The sequence below is a fragment of the Streptomyces griseus genome (genome assembly GCF_900460065.1).
GTDB classification, from domain to species: domain Bacteria; phylum Actinomycetota; class Actinomycetes; order Streptomycetales; family Streptomycetaceae; genus Streptomyces; species Streptomyces griseus.
Genome location: NZ_UAVD01000002.1, coordinates 40,595 through 56,347, shown reverse-complemented (window position 1 = coordinate 56,347; position 15,753 = coordinate 40,595). Strand labels below are relative to the sequence as shown.

At 74.4% G+C, this 15,753-nt stretch carries 15 protein-coding genes; 14 read left to right on the top strand and 1 reads right to left on the bottom strand.

Going from position 1 to position 15,753, the window contains the following annotated elements:
• Window positions 1-551 precede the first annotated feature (551 nt).
• The 12 genes from DTB53_RS00855 to DTB53_RS00805 all read left to right on the top strand — a co-directional run bounded on the left by DTB53_RS00855 (window position 552) and on the right by DTB53_RS00805 (window position 12,930).
• A complete protein-coding gene (locus tag DTB53_RS00855; RefSeq protein ID WP_012378959.1) occupies window positions 552-2,093 on the top strand; it encodes a phage tail sheath family protein in 1,542 nt (513 codons plus the stop codon).
• A 62-nt stretch (window positions 2,094-2,155) separates the two neighbouring features.
• The gene (locus DTB53_RS00850; protein ID WP_003966145.1) at window positions 2,156-2,596 is read left to right on the top strand and encodes a phage tail protein; all 441 of its coding nucleotides are present in this window, start codon (window positions 2,156-2,158) and stop codon (window positions 2,594-2,596) included.
• On the top strand, window positions 2,593-3,087 hold the full coding sequence (locus tag DTB53_RS00845; RefSeq protein ID WP_012378960.1) for a hypothetical protein: 495 nt from the start codon (window positions 2,593-2,595) through the stop codon (window positions 3,085-3,087). Before DTB53_RS00850 ends, DTB53_RS00845 begins: the two co-directional genes overlap by 4 nt.
• Window positions 3,084-3,242, top strand: a complete 159-nt coding sequence (locus tag DTB53_RS36735) for a DUF6760 family protein (protein ID WP_003966147.1) — start codon at window positions 3,084-3,086, stop codon at window positions 3,240-3,242. The genes DTB53_RS00845 and DTB53_RS36735 overlap by 4 nt, the downstream gene beginning before the upstream one ends.
• 4 nt (window positions 3,243-3,246) lie before the next feature.
• Entirely contained in the window at window positions 3,247-6,459 is a 3,213-nt protein-coding gene (locus DTB53_RS00840; protein WP_012378961.1) for a hypothetical protein, read from the top strand.
• 84 nt (window positions 6,460-6,543) lie between these two features.
• Entirely contained in the window at window positions 6,544-6,969 is a 426-nt protein-coding gene (locus tag DTB53_RS00835) for a phage tail protein (RefSeq protein ID WP_003966149.1), read from the top strand.
• Window positions 6,970-7,027: 58 nt separating this feature from the next.
• On the top strand, window positions 7,028-7,750 hold the full coding sequence (locus DTB53_RS00830) for a CIS tube protein (protein WP_012378962.1): 723 nt from the start codon (window positions 7,028-7,030) through the stop codon (window positions 7,748-7,750).
• Window positions 7,747-9,528, top strand: coding sequence for a VgrG-related protein (locus tag DTB53_RS00825; RefSeq protein WP_012378963.1), 1,782 nt, complete (start codon window positions 7,747-7,749; stop codon window positions 9,526-9,528). The genes DTB53_RS00830 and DTB53_RS00825 overlap by 4 nt, the downstream gene beginning before the upstream one ends.
• A gap of 105 nt (window positions 9,529-9,633) precedes the next feature.
• Window positions 9,634-9,951, top strand: coding sequence for a PAAR domain-containing protein (locus DTB53_RS00820; protein WP_012378964.1), 318 nt, complete (start codon window positions 9,634-9,636; stop codon window positions 9,949-9,951).
• Entirely contained in the window at window positions 9,948-10,397 is a 450-nt protein-coding gene (locus tag DTB53_RS00815; RefSeq protein WP_003966153.1) for a GPW/gp25 family protein, read from the top strand. The genes DTB53_RS00820 and DTB53_RS00815 overlap by 4 nt, the downstream gene beginning before the upstream one ends.
• On the top strand, window positions 10,397-12,358 hold the full coding sequence (locus DTB53_RS00810) for a putative baseplate assembly protein (RefSeq protein ID WP_003966154.1): 1,962 nt from the start codon (window positions 10,397-10,399) through the stop codon (window positions 12,356-12,358). Before DTB53_RS00815 ends, DTB53_RS00810 begins: the two co-directional genes overlap by 1 nt.
• The gene (locus DTB53_RS00805) at window positions 12,355-12,930 is read left to right on the top strand and encodes a phage tail protein (protein WP_003966155.1); all 576 of its coding nucleotides are present in this window, start codon (window positions 12,355-12,357) and stop codon (window positions 12,928-12,930) included. The genes DTB53_RS00810 and DTB53_RS00805 overlap by 4 nt, the downstream gene beginning before the upstream one ends.
• Window positions 12,931-13,002: 72 nt before the next feature.
• Here the strand turns inward: DTB53_RS00805 and DTB53_RS00800 are convergent, their stop codons facing one another.
• Entirely contained in the window at window positions 13,003-13,461 is a 459-nt protein-coding gene (locus DTB53_RS00800; RefSeq protein WP_107405952.1) for a hypothetical protein, read from the bottom strand.
• Window positions 13,462-13,609: 148 nt separating this feature from the next.
• Between DTB53_RS00800 and DTB53_RS00795 the strand changes: the two genes are divergently transcribed.
• Together DTB53_RS00795 and DTB53_RS00790 are read left to right on the top strand one after the other, a co-directional pair.
• Entirely contained in the window at window positions 13,610-14,329 is a 720-nt protein-coding gene (locus tag DTB53_RS00795) for a zinc ribbon domain-containing protein (RefSeq protein ID WP_236586329.1), read from the top strand.
• Window positions 14,330-14,874: 545 nt separating this feature from the next.
• Window positions 14,875-15,741, top strand: a complete 867-nt coding sequence (locus DTB53_RS00790; RefSeq protein ID WP_409351194.1) for a terpene synthase family protein — start codon at window positions 14,875-14,877, stop codon at window positions 15,739-15,741.
• The last annotated feature ends 12 nt before the right edge of the window (window positions 15,742-15,753 follow it).

Below are 15,753 nucleotides of genomic sequence, written 5' to 3'. Positions count from 1 at the left end.
CGGAAGAATATCCGCACCAGATGAACACGGGCACGAACATGCCTGATCAGAAGTGGTCCTGACGGTCCGGATGCGGACGACGGGTGCCCGTTCGGAGCGTCGCCGTGCCCGATTTCCGTTCCCGTATACGACCGAATCCACCCACCTTCCCGGCATATTCTGGCCGAATCCCGTCACCTTGCTCCGTTTCTCCGGCGGCTCCGGACGGCGATCCGCCTTCCGGGGTTTACCGGGAAAAAGAGATACCAAACACATCGGGTCCCCGGCGCGGCGGCCGTCCCTTTCCCCAATCCCCGGTGGGATCGGCGGCATCTGTCCGTTCCGTAACACGTTGTTCTCGTTCTCTTCACGTCGCCGGGGGAATGCGGGACGGCTCCGCGAAATGGGGGCCGACCGGTCCGCCCGGTCCGCCAAGGGCAGTGTTACCCGGCGTACGGGGGCCCGGAAAGGCAGCCGCATTGCCCCGCGTCCAGGACTCTGGGGCCTACTCCGCGTCCGGCCGGCCGGTCGAGACTGGACAGTGATCGAGTGACCGTCCAGAAGGAGCGAGCATGCCGTCGTACCTCACCCCCGGTGTTTACGTGGAGGAGGTGCAGTCCGGAGCGCGGCCCATCGAGGGTGTCGGCACCGCGGTCGCAGCCTTCGTCGGCTTCGCCGGGACGGGCCCCTTCCACCGGCCGACGCTGGTGACCAACTGGGACCAGTACGTGCAGACGTTCGGCGCCTTCACCGCCGACACCTATCTGGCGCACGCCGTGTACGGCTTCTTCGCCAACGGTGGCGGCGCGGCCTACATCGTCCGTATCGGCGGCCCCGCGGAGGGCGCGGAGAGCGCCGACCGGAACGCGGTCGCCCAGGCCCCCGCACCGGTCGCGCTCGGCGGGTTCCTGGTCTCCGCGAAGCCCGGGACGGGTGCCGACCTGTCGGTGGAGGTCGCCGACGCCGAGGGGGAGAACCCCCCGGAGGACCGCTTCCGGCTGCTGGTGCGCCAGGGCGGCAAGGCCGTGGAGACGTACGACGTCTCCACCCGCAAGAACGTCAAGGGCTACCTGGTCACCCAGGCCCGCGACTCCAAGCTGATCCAGGTCACCGAGCAGCCCGGCACGGCGCAGAGCCGCCCCGAGAAGCAGACCGTCGCCCTCGCCCCCGCCGCCTCGGGAGCCCCCGGCTCCGGCGTGGCACGGCTCGACGCCTCGGAGTACGTGGGCGACGCCTCCGCGCGCACCGGGTTCTCCGGCCTCGAAGCGATCGACGAGATCACGATGGTCGCCGTCCCGGACCTGATGAGCGCCTTCCAGCGCGGCGACATCGACGCCGAGGGCGTCAAGACCGTGCAGTTGGCGGTCATCTCGCACTGCGAGCAGATGGGCGACCGGGTCGCCGTCCTCGACACCCCGCCGGGCATGAACGCGCAGCGGGTCCGCACCTGGCGCAACGAGGACGCCGGCTACGACTCGCGCTACGCGACCCTCTACTACCCGTGGGTCAAGGTCTTCGACCCGGCGAGCGGCCGCAACTCCCTGGTTCCGCCGAGCGGTCACGTGGCCGGCGTGTGGGCGCGCAGCGACAACGAGCGCGGCGTCCACAAGGCCCCCGCCAACGAGGTCATCCGGGGCGCGGTGGACCTGGAGATCCGCCTCAGCAAGGGCGAGCAGGACCTCCTCAACCCGATCGGCGTGAACTGCGTACGGGCCTTCCCGGGCCGCGGCATCCGCATCTGGGGCGCGCGCACCCTCTCGTCCGACCCGGCCTGGCGCTACCTCAACGTGCGCCGCCTCTTCAACTACCTGGAGGAGTCCATCCTCCTGGGCACCCAGTGGGTGGTGTTCGAGCCGAACGACGACCGCCTCTGGTCGAGCATCCGGCGCAACGTCACCTCCTTCCTCACCGAGGAGTGGCGACGCGGTGCGCTGTTCGGCCGCACGGCCGAGGAGGCGTTCTACGTCCGGTGCGACCGGAGCAACAACCCGCAGGAGTCGATCGACCTGGGCCAGGTCGTCTGCGAGATCGGGGTGGCCCCGGTGAAGCCCGCGGAGTTCGTGATCTTCCGCCTCTCGCAGTTCTCCGACAGCACCAGCCTCGTCGACGAGTGACCCTCGCGACCTCCTCCACCCCCTTCACTTTCACCATCGATCGGAACAGGTGACACAGAGTCATGGCAGAGGGCGACGCTCTTTCCACCCATATCTTCGGCGTACAGCTCGGTGGCTATCTCGTGGAGTCCATCCAGGAGATCAGCGGCATGACCGTCGAGGAAGAAGTCGTCGAGGTCCGTCAGGTGACGGCCGAGGGCAAGCAGATCATCCGCAAGCAGCCGGGGGCCCGGCAGGCGGGCGAGGTGACGATCACCCGCGGGCTCGACCAGAGCAGCGAGTTCACCACCTGGATCAAGGAGACCCTCAACAACGGGGCCGTCGACACCGCGCGGCAGAACCTCACGATCGAGATCAAGGACTCGACCGGTGAGACCGTCCGCCGCATCCAGCTGATGCAGGGCTGGGCCTCCAAGTGGGAGGGCCCCTCCCTCAAGGCCGGCGAGTCCAGCGCGGCGACCGAGACGGTGACCATCACCTTCGAGGAGATCGTGGTCGAATGAGGCGCCGGACCGTTACGCCGGGGGCCGGCCTCGAAGAGGTCCTGGACGATCTCGCCGCGGCGCCCGCCGCTCGCGAGGAGGCCGCCGCGCCCGCCCGCCCCCGGGAACGGGAGCGGGACACGTTGCAGACGGAGTTCGCCTTCGAGCTGCCGCGCGGGTACGTCGACGACGAGGGCCATGTGCACCGCGGCGGCACCATGCGGCTCGCGACGGCCCGGGACGAGCTGCGTCCGCAGATCGACCTGCGGGTGAAGGAGAACCCAGCGTATCTGTCCGTGGTGCTGCTGAGCCAGGTGATCACCCGGCTCGGCACGGTCTCCGATGTGCACGCCGGGATCGTCGAGCGGATGTACGCGACCGATGTGGCGTTCCTCCAGGACTTCTACCGCCGGATCAACAGCGAGGGCCACACGCACGCCGCGGTGACCTGTCCGCTGTGCCACGGGTCGTTCGAGGTGGACCTCTCGGGTGGGCGCCTGGGGGAATCGTGACGTACGCGCTTCCCCGGCTGCGGGAGGAGATCGCGTACGTCGCCTACCACTTCCATTGGCAGCGTGAGGACATTCTCGACCTCACCCACGGCGAACGTCAGCAGTGGGTACGGGAGATAGCGCGGATCAACACCCGCGTCAACGAAGGCGGGTGATCGTGTGGGGCTCGGGGACTGGCTGCGCCGGGCAGACCGGCAGCGCTCCGGCGCGCCCTCGCGGGAGGGCGGCGGGCACGACGGCGTGCCCGCCGCACCCTCACCCTCGCCCGGCCCGGATTCCGGCCCGGCGTCCGCTTCCGGTGCGGCTTCCGCCTCCTCGGCGGCTTCCGGCGCGGATGGCGGTGGCTGGGACGGCGGCTGGCGGCGGGTGGCCCCGCCGACGGTGACCGTCGCCCGGTCCTCGATCGGTGTGAGCGACGGGCTGCGGTTCCGCTCGCGGCTGGCCTCCTGGCAGAACCCGGCCCTCGGCGGCGAACTCGGCCACTCCGTCCTGCCGTCGGCCCCCGTCGGCCTCATCCACGGCGTCGCCCGCCCGGGCGGTGCGCGGACCACGTCCCCGGGCGGACCGCTCCTGCTGCGCGCGGTCCGGCCCCCGGACGCCGACGGGTCCGCCGCTCCGGCGCCGGACCTGCCGCCCGCCCCGGTGCGACGGGCGGCGGTCAGGGACGGCGGGCCGGACGGCGGTACGGGGACGGGGAAGCCGGGCCCCGGGTCGCCGACGGTCCAGCGGTCGGGCGCGGCGCGCGCCCAGGCCCCGAACCCGGCCCCGAACCCGGCCCCGTCCCAGGACACCGCGAACCGGTCGCCGTCGGGAGGATCGCGTACGTCGGGCGCGCCGGGTGAATCCCGCGCGGCGGATACGTCCGGTCCGGCGGCTGCGTCGCGAGCGGCTGCCCCGTCCTCCGCCGCGCCCCCTTCCGGCTCCACGGCTGCCTCCGGGCCGTTCGTGTCCTCCGGCGTCCGCGCGCCCGCCGCCGTGCGTCCGCGGCGGATCGCCCCGCCGCTGATCGTCGCCCGGCGTCCGGCGATGCCGCTGCGGCGGATCAACGGGCTCGTGCCCGCTCCCCCTGCCGCCCCCGCCTCCGCGTCCGTGTCCGCGCCCGCCGCCTCTTCCTCGGCTGCCGGGCCGTCCGCGGGGGCTGCCGCCCCCGCCGTCCAGCGGGCCGGGTCCGAGCGGGGAAGCGGTCCGGACCGTGCGCTCGCGGAGGGCGACGCCCCGTCTCCCGGCCTCGACGGCGGACGGCCCGCCGCCGGTGCGGTGCGCCCCGCCCTGGGCCGGCCCCTGCGCGAGATGCCCGCCGGGGCCCGGCCGGCCGGTGCCGACGGACCGGCGGGCGTCGTTCCGTCCGCACCCGCGACGGGCCGCCCGGCCGAGATGCCGGTGCTCCAGCGCCAGACGTCGGACCCGCAGGGTCCGCCGGGCCTTCCGGCCACGGTGCCCGCCACGGCCCCGACACCCGCGCCCCGTTCGACCGGCTCCACCGGCTCGACCGGCTCGACCGGCTCGACCGGCTCGACCGGCTCGACCGGCTCGACCGGCTCGGCCAAGGCAGCGGCACCTACGCCCGCGCCGTCGTCGCCGGAGCACGGATCCCGTACGCCCCGGAGCACCCCGCCGTCCGGTCCTTCGACGCCATCGGTGACCTCTTCCTCGGCGCAGCCCGCACCGCGGGCCGACGCTTCCGGCGGCGCACGGGCCCGTGCCCGCGGCGGGATCGGCACGCCGCTGCCCTCGCTGCCGCCCACGGCCCGGCTCGGCGGCGACGCGCCGCTGCTCGGTGACCGCGCGCCCGCCGGCCACCGGCCGCGTCCCGGTCGGCCCCAGGGGCCCGGACCGGCTGTTCCGGCCCCCGCTCCGGCGTCACCGGGCGACGCGCCCTCCGCGATGCCGGTGCGGACGGCTTCCGCCCCGCCCGCCGGGCCCCCGGCGCCCGCCGGCCCGTCGTCCGGGGCCGCGCCCGTCCAGCGCGCGGCGGCCCCCGCCCGTGCGGGGACCGGTCCGGTGTCCCCCGCTCCCCCGCCGCCCGTTCGCGTCCGGCCGATCGCCCGGGACCGTACGGCCGCGGGCTCCGGCGGCGCGACGCCGCCGCCCACCCCGCAGCGGTCACGGACACTGCTCTCCGGCCGCACCCTGACCGTCAACACCGGCTCCGCCGAGGGCTTTTCGGCGACTCCGACGACGGCGGGCGGCGGTGCCGCACGCCCGGTCGTGGCGGCCACCTGGCGGCGCGACGCGCGCCGGCCGGGCCCCGGCGCTCCATCACCGGGCTCCGCCGACGGGCGGACCGGGAACGGGCGGACCGGCGGCGGGCCGAGCGGGGACGGGCCGAGCGGCGGCGGGCGGAGCGCCGCCCCCCAGCGGTCCGTTCCCTCCGGTACGGCTCCGGGGCCCCTGGTCCAGCGCGCGGCGACCGCGCCCCCCGCGCACCGGAGCGGCGACGCCTCCGCCGATCCGGCCCACGCCACCGCGAACCGGAGCGCCGGCCCCGCCGACCGGCGCGCCGGGAGCGCACCGGGTACCACGGCCGCCGCCGGGCGCGGAACGTCAGCCGGTGGCGTACTCCAACGACTCGTACGGCGGTCCGGGCGGGCCACGACGCCCTCGCCCACACCGCCCGACGCACCCGCACCGCGGCAGGGTTCAGGGCCGCAGCCCCGCCGGGCTCCGCGGCGGGATTCCGGGCCGACGGCCGACCGGGGTCCGCGGCGGGACTCCGCACGGCACGGCGGCCCGGTGCCGGACCGGGCCGCCGCCCCGGTCGCTTCCCCCGCCGCCGCTCCCGCTGTTCAGCGCGCCGCACCGCTCCCGCACGCCCTGCCCTCCCGGCCGGGGCCGCCGGGAGCCCCGCCGCTGTCTCCGGCGTCGACGGACAGCGCCGCGCGCCCCGTTCCCGTCGTCCGGCCGCATCCGCCCGCGACGGCCCGTCCGGAAGGCTCCGCACCCGTACCCGTACAGCGGCTGGCCCTGCCGGTGGTGCCCGACGGTGCCGGCCCACCGCCCACCGGGCCCGCCCCCGCGGGCGCCGCCGGCGCGGCGCCCGCGCTCTCCGTACGGGTGCCGCCCCGCGCGCCCGCGCAGGCCGCCGGAGCGAGCCGCCCGGAGAACAGGGCGCAGGCGGTCCAGCGCGCGGCGGCGAACGCCGGGATCACCGGGGTTCCCGTGCGGGCCGCCCCGCCGAAACCCGCCGCCGGGGCCACCGACGCGGCCACCGGCTCGGGCGACACGTCCGACGCTCCGTCGGCGAACCGGCTGAGCGGAGCGGAGGTCGAGGAGCTCGCCCGCCGTCTCCTCGATCCGGTGAGCCGGCTCATCCGCGCCGATCTGCGCCGGGGCAGGGAACGCAGCGGGCGGCTCCACGACGGCCGCCGCTGACGGGCCGCCGACCCGGCCCGCCCGCGCGACGCCCCGCACACCAGCACGCCCCGTACGTGAGACAGCAGAGAAGACGAGAGACGCATGACGGACAACATCTTCGCGACGAGCGTGTTCTTCAAGCTCGCGATCGGCGGCAGCGACCTGGGCGCGTTCCACACCTGCTCCGGCCTGGGCGCGGAGGTGGAGATGGAGACGTACGCCGAGGGCGGCAACAACGGGTTCACCTGGCAGCTGCCGGGGCGGATCACCTGGACGAACATCACGCTGACCCGTCCCGTGACCGCCGACACGATGAAGATCGCGCGGTGGCTGAACGAGACGATCCGGCGGGTGGAGCCCAAGGACGGCGAGATCGTGGCGCTGCGCCCCGACCTCAGCCGGATCATCAGCTGGCAGGTGCACGGCATCGTGCCGGTGCGCTGGCAGGGGCCCTCCTTCGACCCGGCCAGCTCCGAGGCGGCGATCGAGACGCTGGAGATCGCGCACGAGGGCCTGGAACCCTCGTGACCGCCGCCGACGGCGCCCACGCATCCGCCAGGAACCGGACGAAGGAAGGAGGAACGCAATGTCACCCGCTCTCCGCGCGAGCCGCGCTCGCGCACAGCTGACCATCATGGAGCCGCCGTCGACGGTCGGCGCCAAGCCCGGCGGGGCGCTCGCCCGTCTCACGTTGCAGTTCAACCCGTCGAAGCTGTCGCTGAGCAAGACCACCGAGTGGCGGCGCACTCCGTCCCGGATGGCCGGGCAGTCCGCGCTGCCCGAGTTCGTCGGCAGCGGGCCCCGGTCCCTGTCGCTGGAGGTCTTCCTGGACGCCACCGCCACCCACGACAACTCTGTGGAGAAGGCGGTGGAGCAGTTGATGACCGCGTGCGTCCCCACCCCCAAGAGCCTGGCCCGCAAGACGCCCGCCAGCCCCTGGGTGCGCTTCGACTGGGGGACGTCCAAGACGACCTCGTTCGACGGGGTGCTCTCCAACCTCTCGGTCTCCTACACCCTGTTCGACGTCGACGGAAAGCCGCTGCGGGCCACCTGCTCCCTGTCGATCGAGGAGGCGAGCATCGGCCCGGCCGGCCAGAACCCCACCTCGGGTTCGAAGGAGGCGCGGCGCACGCACCGGGTCGTGGCCGGGGACAGCCTGCCGCTGCTGGCCTGGCGGGAGTACGGCGACGCCACCGCCTGGCGGACCATCGCGCACGCCAACGACATCGACGACCCGATGCGGTTGACGCCCGGCCAGGAGCTCCTGGTGCCCGGGCGGGCGGACCACCTCACGGAGGAGAACCGATGAGCGGCAAGGAAGCCACCGGCCGCTCCTTCGCCGCCGACCCGATCGTCGAGGCGCCCGCCGCGCTGCCTCCCGCCTGGGCCACCCAGCTGGTGAGCTGTGTGGTCGACGAGAACGTGGGCCTGCCGGACACCGCCGTACTGATGTACCGGGACCCCGACCACACCTTCCTCACCGCGACCGGCATCGGCATGGGCACCCCGCTGAAGATCTCGGTCGTCACCGCGCGGGACCGGGCGCCCGAGCGGCTGTTCACCGGGGAGGTCACGGCGGTCGAGCTGGACACCGACACCACGGGATCGTTCACCGTCGTACGGGCGTTCTCCAAGGCGCACCGACTCCAGCGCGGCCGGAAGGTCATGGCGTACCGGAACATGAAGACGGCGGACATCGTCCGCAAGGTCGCCGCCGGAGCGGGCCTGGCCTGCGGGCGGATCGAGGCCGCACCGGTCACGTACAAGCAGGTGACCCAGCCGAACGTGTCGGACTGGGAGTTCCTCCAGCACCTCGCGGCCGAGAGCGGGGCCACCGTGCGGGTGGACGACCGGGGGCGGCTCCAGTTCACCAAGCCGGACCCCGCCTCCTCGGCCCCCTCGCCCTCGACCTCCGCCGCGAAGGACCCGATGGTCCTGGAGTACGGGAACAACCTGCTGGCCCTGCGCGCGGTGCTGACCGGGGCGGACGGGGCCGACAGCGTCGAGGTGCGCGGCTGGAACGTCGACACCAAGACCCGGCTGGTGGCCCGGCAGCAGTCCGTCCGCAGCGACACCGTCACTCCGGGGATGAGCCCGTCGACGGCGGCCAGGATGTTCGGCTCGGGCTCCCTGACCACCATCGCCGACACCCCGTACCGCACCCAGGCGGAGACCCGCGCCGTGGCCGGTGCGCTCGCGGCGTCGGTCAGCGCGGGCTTCGGGGAGATCGAGGCGGTCGCCTACGGGAACCCCCAGCTGCGGGCGGGCGCCCCGGTCGCCCTCGGCAACGTGGGGCCCGCGTTCTCCGGCCGCTACACCGCGACCGCCGCGCACCACGTCCTCGAACCGGACACCGGCTACCGCACGACGGTGATCGTCAGCGCCTCGCCCGACCGGTCCCTCTCCGGTCTGGCCTCCGGCGGCAACGCCCCCGCGCGCGGCCCGCGCATGCCGGGCCTGGCGATCGGGGTGGTCACCGACATCCGCGAGGAGGGCCGGGGCCAACGCGGCTGGGTGCGGCTGAAGTTCCCGTGGCTCGACGACACATACGTCACCGACTGGGTCCGTACGGTGCAGTGGGGCGGCCAGGGCGGCGGCGGGGTCTTCAGCCCCGAGGTCAACGACGAGGTGCTGGTCGGGTTCGAGCAGGGGCTGCTGGACAGCCCGTATGTGCTCGGCGGCCTCTACAACGGGGTCGACAAGCCCTCGCCGCACGACGTGCCGCTGGTCGATCCGACGAGCGGAAAGGTCAACCGCCGTTCCCTGGTGTCCCGTTCGGGCAACCGGCTGGAGCTGCTCGACGCCCCGCGCGGCCCGTCCGGGGTGCGCATCGCCAGCGGTGACAAGCGGCTCGACGTGCTGCTGGACGAGAAGAAGGGCGAGATCACCCTGACGGTGAAGGCCCGCGGCGGCACCCGGGACCTCAGCTCGGTGACGCTGTCCGCGTCGGGCATCACACTCGACGCGGGGCCCACCGGGGACGTGAACATCACGGGCCGCTCGGTGACCGTCAACGGCAGGACGGGGGTCACGGTCGACGGCGGGCTGCTCGCGGTCCTCAAGGCCAAGCTCATCAAGATCAACTGACCCGCCCTCCCCACGGCCTCCCCCGCTCGCCCCTTCGTCTCCACTCCCGCTTCCGCTTCCGCCCCCGCTTCCGAAGTCCCTTTCACAGCAAGGAGAACCCCGGCCATGCCCCCCGCAGCCCGCACGGGCGACAGCACCGCCCACGGCGGTCTCATCGGCACCCCGCCCCCGGGTGCGGTGGCTGTGGCCACCGTGCTCATCGGCGGCCGTCCCGCGGCCGTCACCGGGAGCCTCCACGTGTGCGTCGTCCCTCCGCACGCCGCGCTCGGGCCGGGCAACGTGATCATGCCCAACCCGGCCGCCGCGCTCACCGGCCAGGTGCTGATCGGCGGGCTGCCCGCCGCCCGGATGCGGGACAACACCAGCTGCGGCGCGCCCATCATCAGCGGTGCGCTGAACGTCCTGATCGGGGGCCCGATGTGAACGGCGGCGGATTCATCGGGCGCGGCTGGGGCTTCCCGCTGCGGGTCGGGCCGACGGGCGGGATCGCGCTGGTCGAGCGGGACCGGGAGATCGAGGAGGCGATCGGCCTGATCCTCGGCACCGCGCCGGGCGAGCGGCCGATGCGCCCGGAGTTCGGCTGCGGGATCCACGACTACGTGTTCGCGCCCGGCGACGGGGCGACGGCCGGACGGATCGCCCAGGAGGTCCGCACCTCGCTGGAGCGGTGGGAGCCGCGCATCGAGGTGACGGACGTGGTGATCGCGTTCGACGCCATCGAGGAGGGCACGCTCTACATCGACGTGCGCTACACCGTGCGGGCCACCAACGACCTGCGCAACCTCGTCTTCCCCTTCTACACGATCCCGTCGTCGGAGGGCTCGGCCGAGGGCCCCTCCGGGGCGGCCCGGGAAGCGGGAGTGCGCTGATGGCCCTGCCTTCGCCCAATCTGGACGACCGTCGGTTCCAGCAGCTCGTGGACGAGGCCAAGCGGTACGTCCAACAGCGTTCCCCCGAGTGGACCGACCACAACGTGTCGGACCCCGGGGTCACGCTGATCGAGACCTTCGCCTATCTGGTGGACCAGTTGCTGTACCGGCTGAACCGGGTGCCGGACAAGAACTACGCGGCCTTCCTCGACCTGCTGGGCGTGACCCTGTTCCCGCCCGCCGTGGCGCGGGCCGAGATCGACTTCTGGCTGTCCGCGCCGCAGCCCGAGACCGTGCACCTCCTCGCGGGCACCGAGGTCGCGACCGCGCGGGGCGAGGCCGATGAACCGGTGGTGTTCTCCACCTCCGACGACCTGCCGATCGTGCCGAGTTCGCTGGTCCGGCTGGTCACCGCGCCGGTGTCCGGCGAGCAGACGGACCGGACGGGGCCGCTCGGCGCGGGCAAGGACATCCCGTGCTTCCAGGCCCGGCCGGAGCCCGGCGACGCCCTGCTGTTCGGGCTGCCGACGGCCGTGCCCCGGTGCATCGTCGCCGTCCGCCTCGACAGCCGGGTGGAGGGCGTGGGCGTCGACCCGCGTCAGCCGCCGCTGGTGTGGGAGGCGTGGGACGGGGCCCGCTGGGTGACGTGTGTGACCGGCACCGACAGCACCGGCGGGCTGAACAGGCCCGGTGAGGTCGTCGTGTTCGTCCCGGCCGGACACACCGCGTCCGTCGTGGCGGGGACCCGGGCGGGGTGGCTGCGCTGCCGGGTCACCGCCCCGGAGCCGGGTCAGCCGTTCTACTCGGAGTCGCCGACGATCCGGGAGGCCGAGGTGTTCACGGTCGGCGGCACGGCCTCCGCGGAGCACGCGGAGACCGTCCTGGACGTTCCCCTCGGGGTGTCCGAGGGCGTGGCCGGGCAGCGGTTCACGGTGAGCCGGGCGCCGTTGCTGCTGGACGGGGAGCCGCCCGTCGTCCAGGTGTCGACGGAGGAGGGCTGGCAGGTGTGGACCCCGGTCGAGCACTTCGGCGCGTCCGGCCCCGGTGACCGGCACGTCCGGATCGACGCCGTCGCCGGGGAGTTCGCGTTCCCGCCGGAGGTACGGGAGCCGGACGGCACGATGCGCGCGTACGGCGCGGTGCCGGAGAAGGGCGCCCGGCTGCGTGTTCCGCGCTGCCGGACGGGCGGCGGCGCGGCGGGGAACGTCGCCCGGGGCGCGATCTCCGTGCTGCGCAGTTCGGTGCCGTACGTCGCGGGCGTGAACAACCGCGAGGCGGCGACCGGCGGCGTCGACGGGGAGACCGTGGAGAACGCGAAGGTCCGCGCGCCCAACATCCTGCGGGTGCAGGAGCGGGCCGTGACCGCCGAGGACTACGAGGTCATCGCCCGGGAGGCCGCGCCGTCGCTGCGCCGGGTGCGGTGCCTGCCGGCCGTGGCGGGCGAGGCCGGGGCGGTACGGGTGCTGGTGGTGCCCGACGCGGTCGCCGACGAGGACGGCCGGCTGCGGTTCGAGCAGCTGATCCCCTCGGACCAGGTGCTCGCGGCGGTCACCGGGCGGCTCGACGAACGGCGGCTGGTCGGCACCCGGCTGGTCGTGGAACCGCCCGCCTACCAGGGCGTCACGGTCGTCGCCCGGCTGGTGGCGGCGCCCGGCGATGTGGACCGGGTCCGGGCGGAGGCCTTGGAGGCGCTGTTCCGGCACCTCGACCCGTTGCGCGGCGGGGCGGACGGCCGGGGGTGGCCGTTCGGCAGGCCCGTGCAGTACGGGGAGGTCTTCGCCGTGCTCCAGGGCGTGGAGGGGGCCGGTCTGGTGGAGGACGTGCGGCTGTTCCCGGCGGACCCGATCACCGGGCGGCGCGGGGCGGCGGTGGACCATGTCGACGTGGCGCCGGGGGCGTTGGTCTTCTCGCACCAGCACCAGGTGGTGGTCACCGCGAACGGGGCCGGTGGGGGCGTATGACACGGGCCGCGATACCCGGGCTGCCCAGCCGGTACCCGATCGGCGGACTGCTGCCCGCCCTGTACGCGGACGACGACCTGGCCCAGCGCTTCACGGCGGGCCTGGACACGGTGCTGGCCCCGGTCCTGTCCACCCTGGACAACCTGCCCGCCTACGTCGACCCGGCGCTGGCCCCGGCCGACTTCCTGCCGTGGCTGGCGTCCTGGGTGGGCGTCGAGGCCGATCCGGCATGGCCGGTGGAGCTGCGCCGAGCGGTCGTCGCGCGCGCCGTGGAGCTGCACCGGTGGCGCGGCACCCGGCGGGGTCTCGTCGAGCGGCTGCGGCTGGTCTGCGACGTGCACGCGGACGTCCGGGACGGCGGGGGCGCCACGTGGTCGGCCGAGCCGGGCGCGGCCCTCCCGCCGCCGCCGACCGGTGAACTGCTCGTCCGGGTCTGGCCGGTGCGCGAGGGCGTCGCGGTGGACGCCCGCCGCGTCCTGGACGTCGCGACCGCCTCGTGCCCCGTCCACCTCACCTGCCGGGTGGAGGTCCTGCCGGGCCCGCCCGGCGAGCCCGAACAGACAGGAAGCTGACGTGATGCGTTCGTGCCCGGCGTGCGGTACGGCCAACGGCGAGAGTGACGACTTCTGCGGCAACTGCGGGGGCTACCTGGGCTGGTCCTCCCAGCCGGCGCGGTCGAGGCGGGCGACGGCTCCGGAGCCCGAGCCGGAGCCCGAGCCGGAGCCCGGGCCGGGCCCTGAACCGGCCGCGGCCCAGGCTCCCGTGGCGGCCGGGCCCGGGCCCCGCCCGACCCCGGAACCGGAACCGGAACCGGAACCGGAACCGGGGCCGGCCGGGCCGCCGACGCGCCGGTCGACGCCTCCGCCGCCCGCAGCGCACCCGGGCCCGCAGGCGCCCGCACCCGCACCCGAAACACCGGTGCCCTCCGGGCCGGTGCCCTCGGAGGGCACCCCGCCGCCCGCGGGCCCCGCCCCCGCGCGCCCCGAACAGCCGCCGGAGCCGCCCCGGTCCGCTCCCCCACCCGCGCCCGCGCCACCGCGGCCCACCGCGCCCCCGGCGAACTCCGCGCCGACGACGGGGCCCGTGGGTCCGGTGCGGCCCACGCCCGCGCCCGTACGTCCCGGAATCCCGGATTCCGCACCGGGCGCCGCACCGGCTTCCGGGAGGGCGCCCGACGGGGACGAGGGAGAAGGCCCCATCGGGGCGGTACAGCCGGCCAGGCCCGTGGCCCGGCGGCCGGTCGTGCGGCCGGTGGAAGCGGACGAGGCGCCGGACGGCCCGCCCTGCCCGGCCTGCGGCACGCCCAACCTGCCGGGGCGGCGGTTCTGCCGCCGGTGCGCCGCTCCGCTCGACGCCAGGGAACAGCCGGCCGCCCTGCCGTGGTGGCGGACCGTGTGGCCGTTCCGCCGGCGGGTGCGGGGCGGTTCCGGCCGGGCGCTGCGGCGGACGCTGCTCGTCCTGGCCGTGGCCGGGCTGCTGGTGGCGGGCTTCCTGTTCTTCCCGCTCGGGCGCTACGTCTACGAGGACGTCCGCGACAAGCTCGGCGGCACGGCGGAGATCAGCCCCACCGGAGTGACCGCCAGCGCCTCGGCTCCCGGTCATCCGGCGACCGCGGCGACCGACGGCCTGACGAATAAGTACTGGGGCGCCCCCGCGCTCGGCGCGTCGCTGACCTCCTCGTTCGCGGCGCCGTTCCGGCTGGTCGGCGTCGTCGTGCACACCGGGGTGTCGAAGGAGCCGCAGGAGTTCCGGCGGGGCGCGCGGCCGACCCGGGCGGAGCTGATCGTCACCACGAAGGACGACAAGGTGCACAGGAAGACGGTGACCTTCAACGACAAGCCCGGCAAGCAGGAGACACGGCTGGGCATCAGCGACGTCGTCTCCGTCCGCCTGGTGCTGCGGGAGGCCACCGGCCAGGGCGAGGGGCGGCCGATCGCGGTCGGCGAGGTCGAGTTCTTCAGGCGCACCTGAGCCGGAAGTCCCCGCTCCACCGCTCCCCGCACGCCACCCCGGCCCCGCGCGCCACTGCGGGCGCCGGGGTCCCGCGAGTGCACCAACTACCCAGGAATGATCGGCATGTTCATGGGGATCACACAATTTCGGTCACACATGGCTTCCCCCGACACCTCCACTCGGGGTTGACTGGGCATTACACATGGTGACGCGCCGGCCCGCCAGTTCGTCGGCCCGCCCCGGACGCCCGCGGCTCCCGGCGGAGTGAGGAGGACAGCGATGGCGCCCTCACCTCGCACGTCGTCCCGTCACCCGGCCGCCGGATCGCCGGCCGCCACGACCCGGCGGGCCCGCCCTTTGTCCGGCCACCCGGAACGCGTCGTTGATATCGTCCGCCCGTATTCATCAGACGAGGGGCAGCAATGAGCCAGATCACCTTACCGGCGTTTCATATGCCGTTCCAGAGCGCTGGATGCCACCCAGGACTGGCGGAAACTCGCGAGGCCGCTTGGGAATGGGCCGCAGCCGAAGGGCTCGACCTGTCGGTGCCGGCCCGGAGGAAAATGATCCGGACACGCCCGGAACTATGGATCTCCCTCATCTTCCCGCAGGCCACACAGGCCCATCTCGACCTCTTCTGCCAATGGCTTTTCTGGGCCTTCCTGGTGGACGACGAGTTCGACGACGGTCCGGCGGGACGCGATCCGCTGATGTGCGAGCGGGCGATCGCCCGCCTGGTGGACGTCTTCGACGGGGCCGCGCCGAACGGACCGATGGAGCGGGCGCTCGCCGGGCTGCGGGACCGCACCTGCCGCGGGCGGTCGCCGCAGTGGAACCGGCAGTTCCGGCGGGACACCGCCGCCTGGCTGTGGACGTACTACGCCGAGGCCGTCGAGCGGGCCGCCGGACAGGTCCCGAGCCGGGCCGAATTCGCCAAGCACCGGCGGGATTCGGTCGCCATGCAGCCCTTTCTCTGCCTGCACGAGATCACCGCCGGAATCGACCTCCCGGATTCCGCCCGCAGTCTGCCCGCCTATATCGCCCTGCGGAACGCGGTCACCGATCATTCCGGACTCTGCAACGACATCTGCTCCTTCGAGAAGGAGGCAGCCCTCGGATACGAGCACAACGCCGTACGGCTGATTCAGCGCGACCGGGGATCCACCCTCCAGGAAGCGGTCGACGAGGCCGGAATCCAGCTGGCCCGTATAGCCGAGCGGGTACAGCGGGCGGAAAGGGAACTGATCGAGGAAATCGAGGCGGCGGGCATCGACGGCCCGACCCGGACCGCACTGGAGCGCTGCGTCCGGGACTACCGGGGCCTCGTACGGGGCGACTTCGACTACCACGCGCGCGCCGAGCGCTACACCCGCCCCGATCTGGTGGAGCTGGACGAACGGGACTCGCTGTCCCGGCACTTCGCCGCCTGAACGGTGCGACCC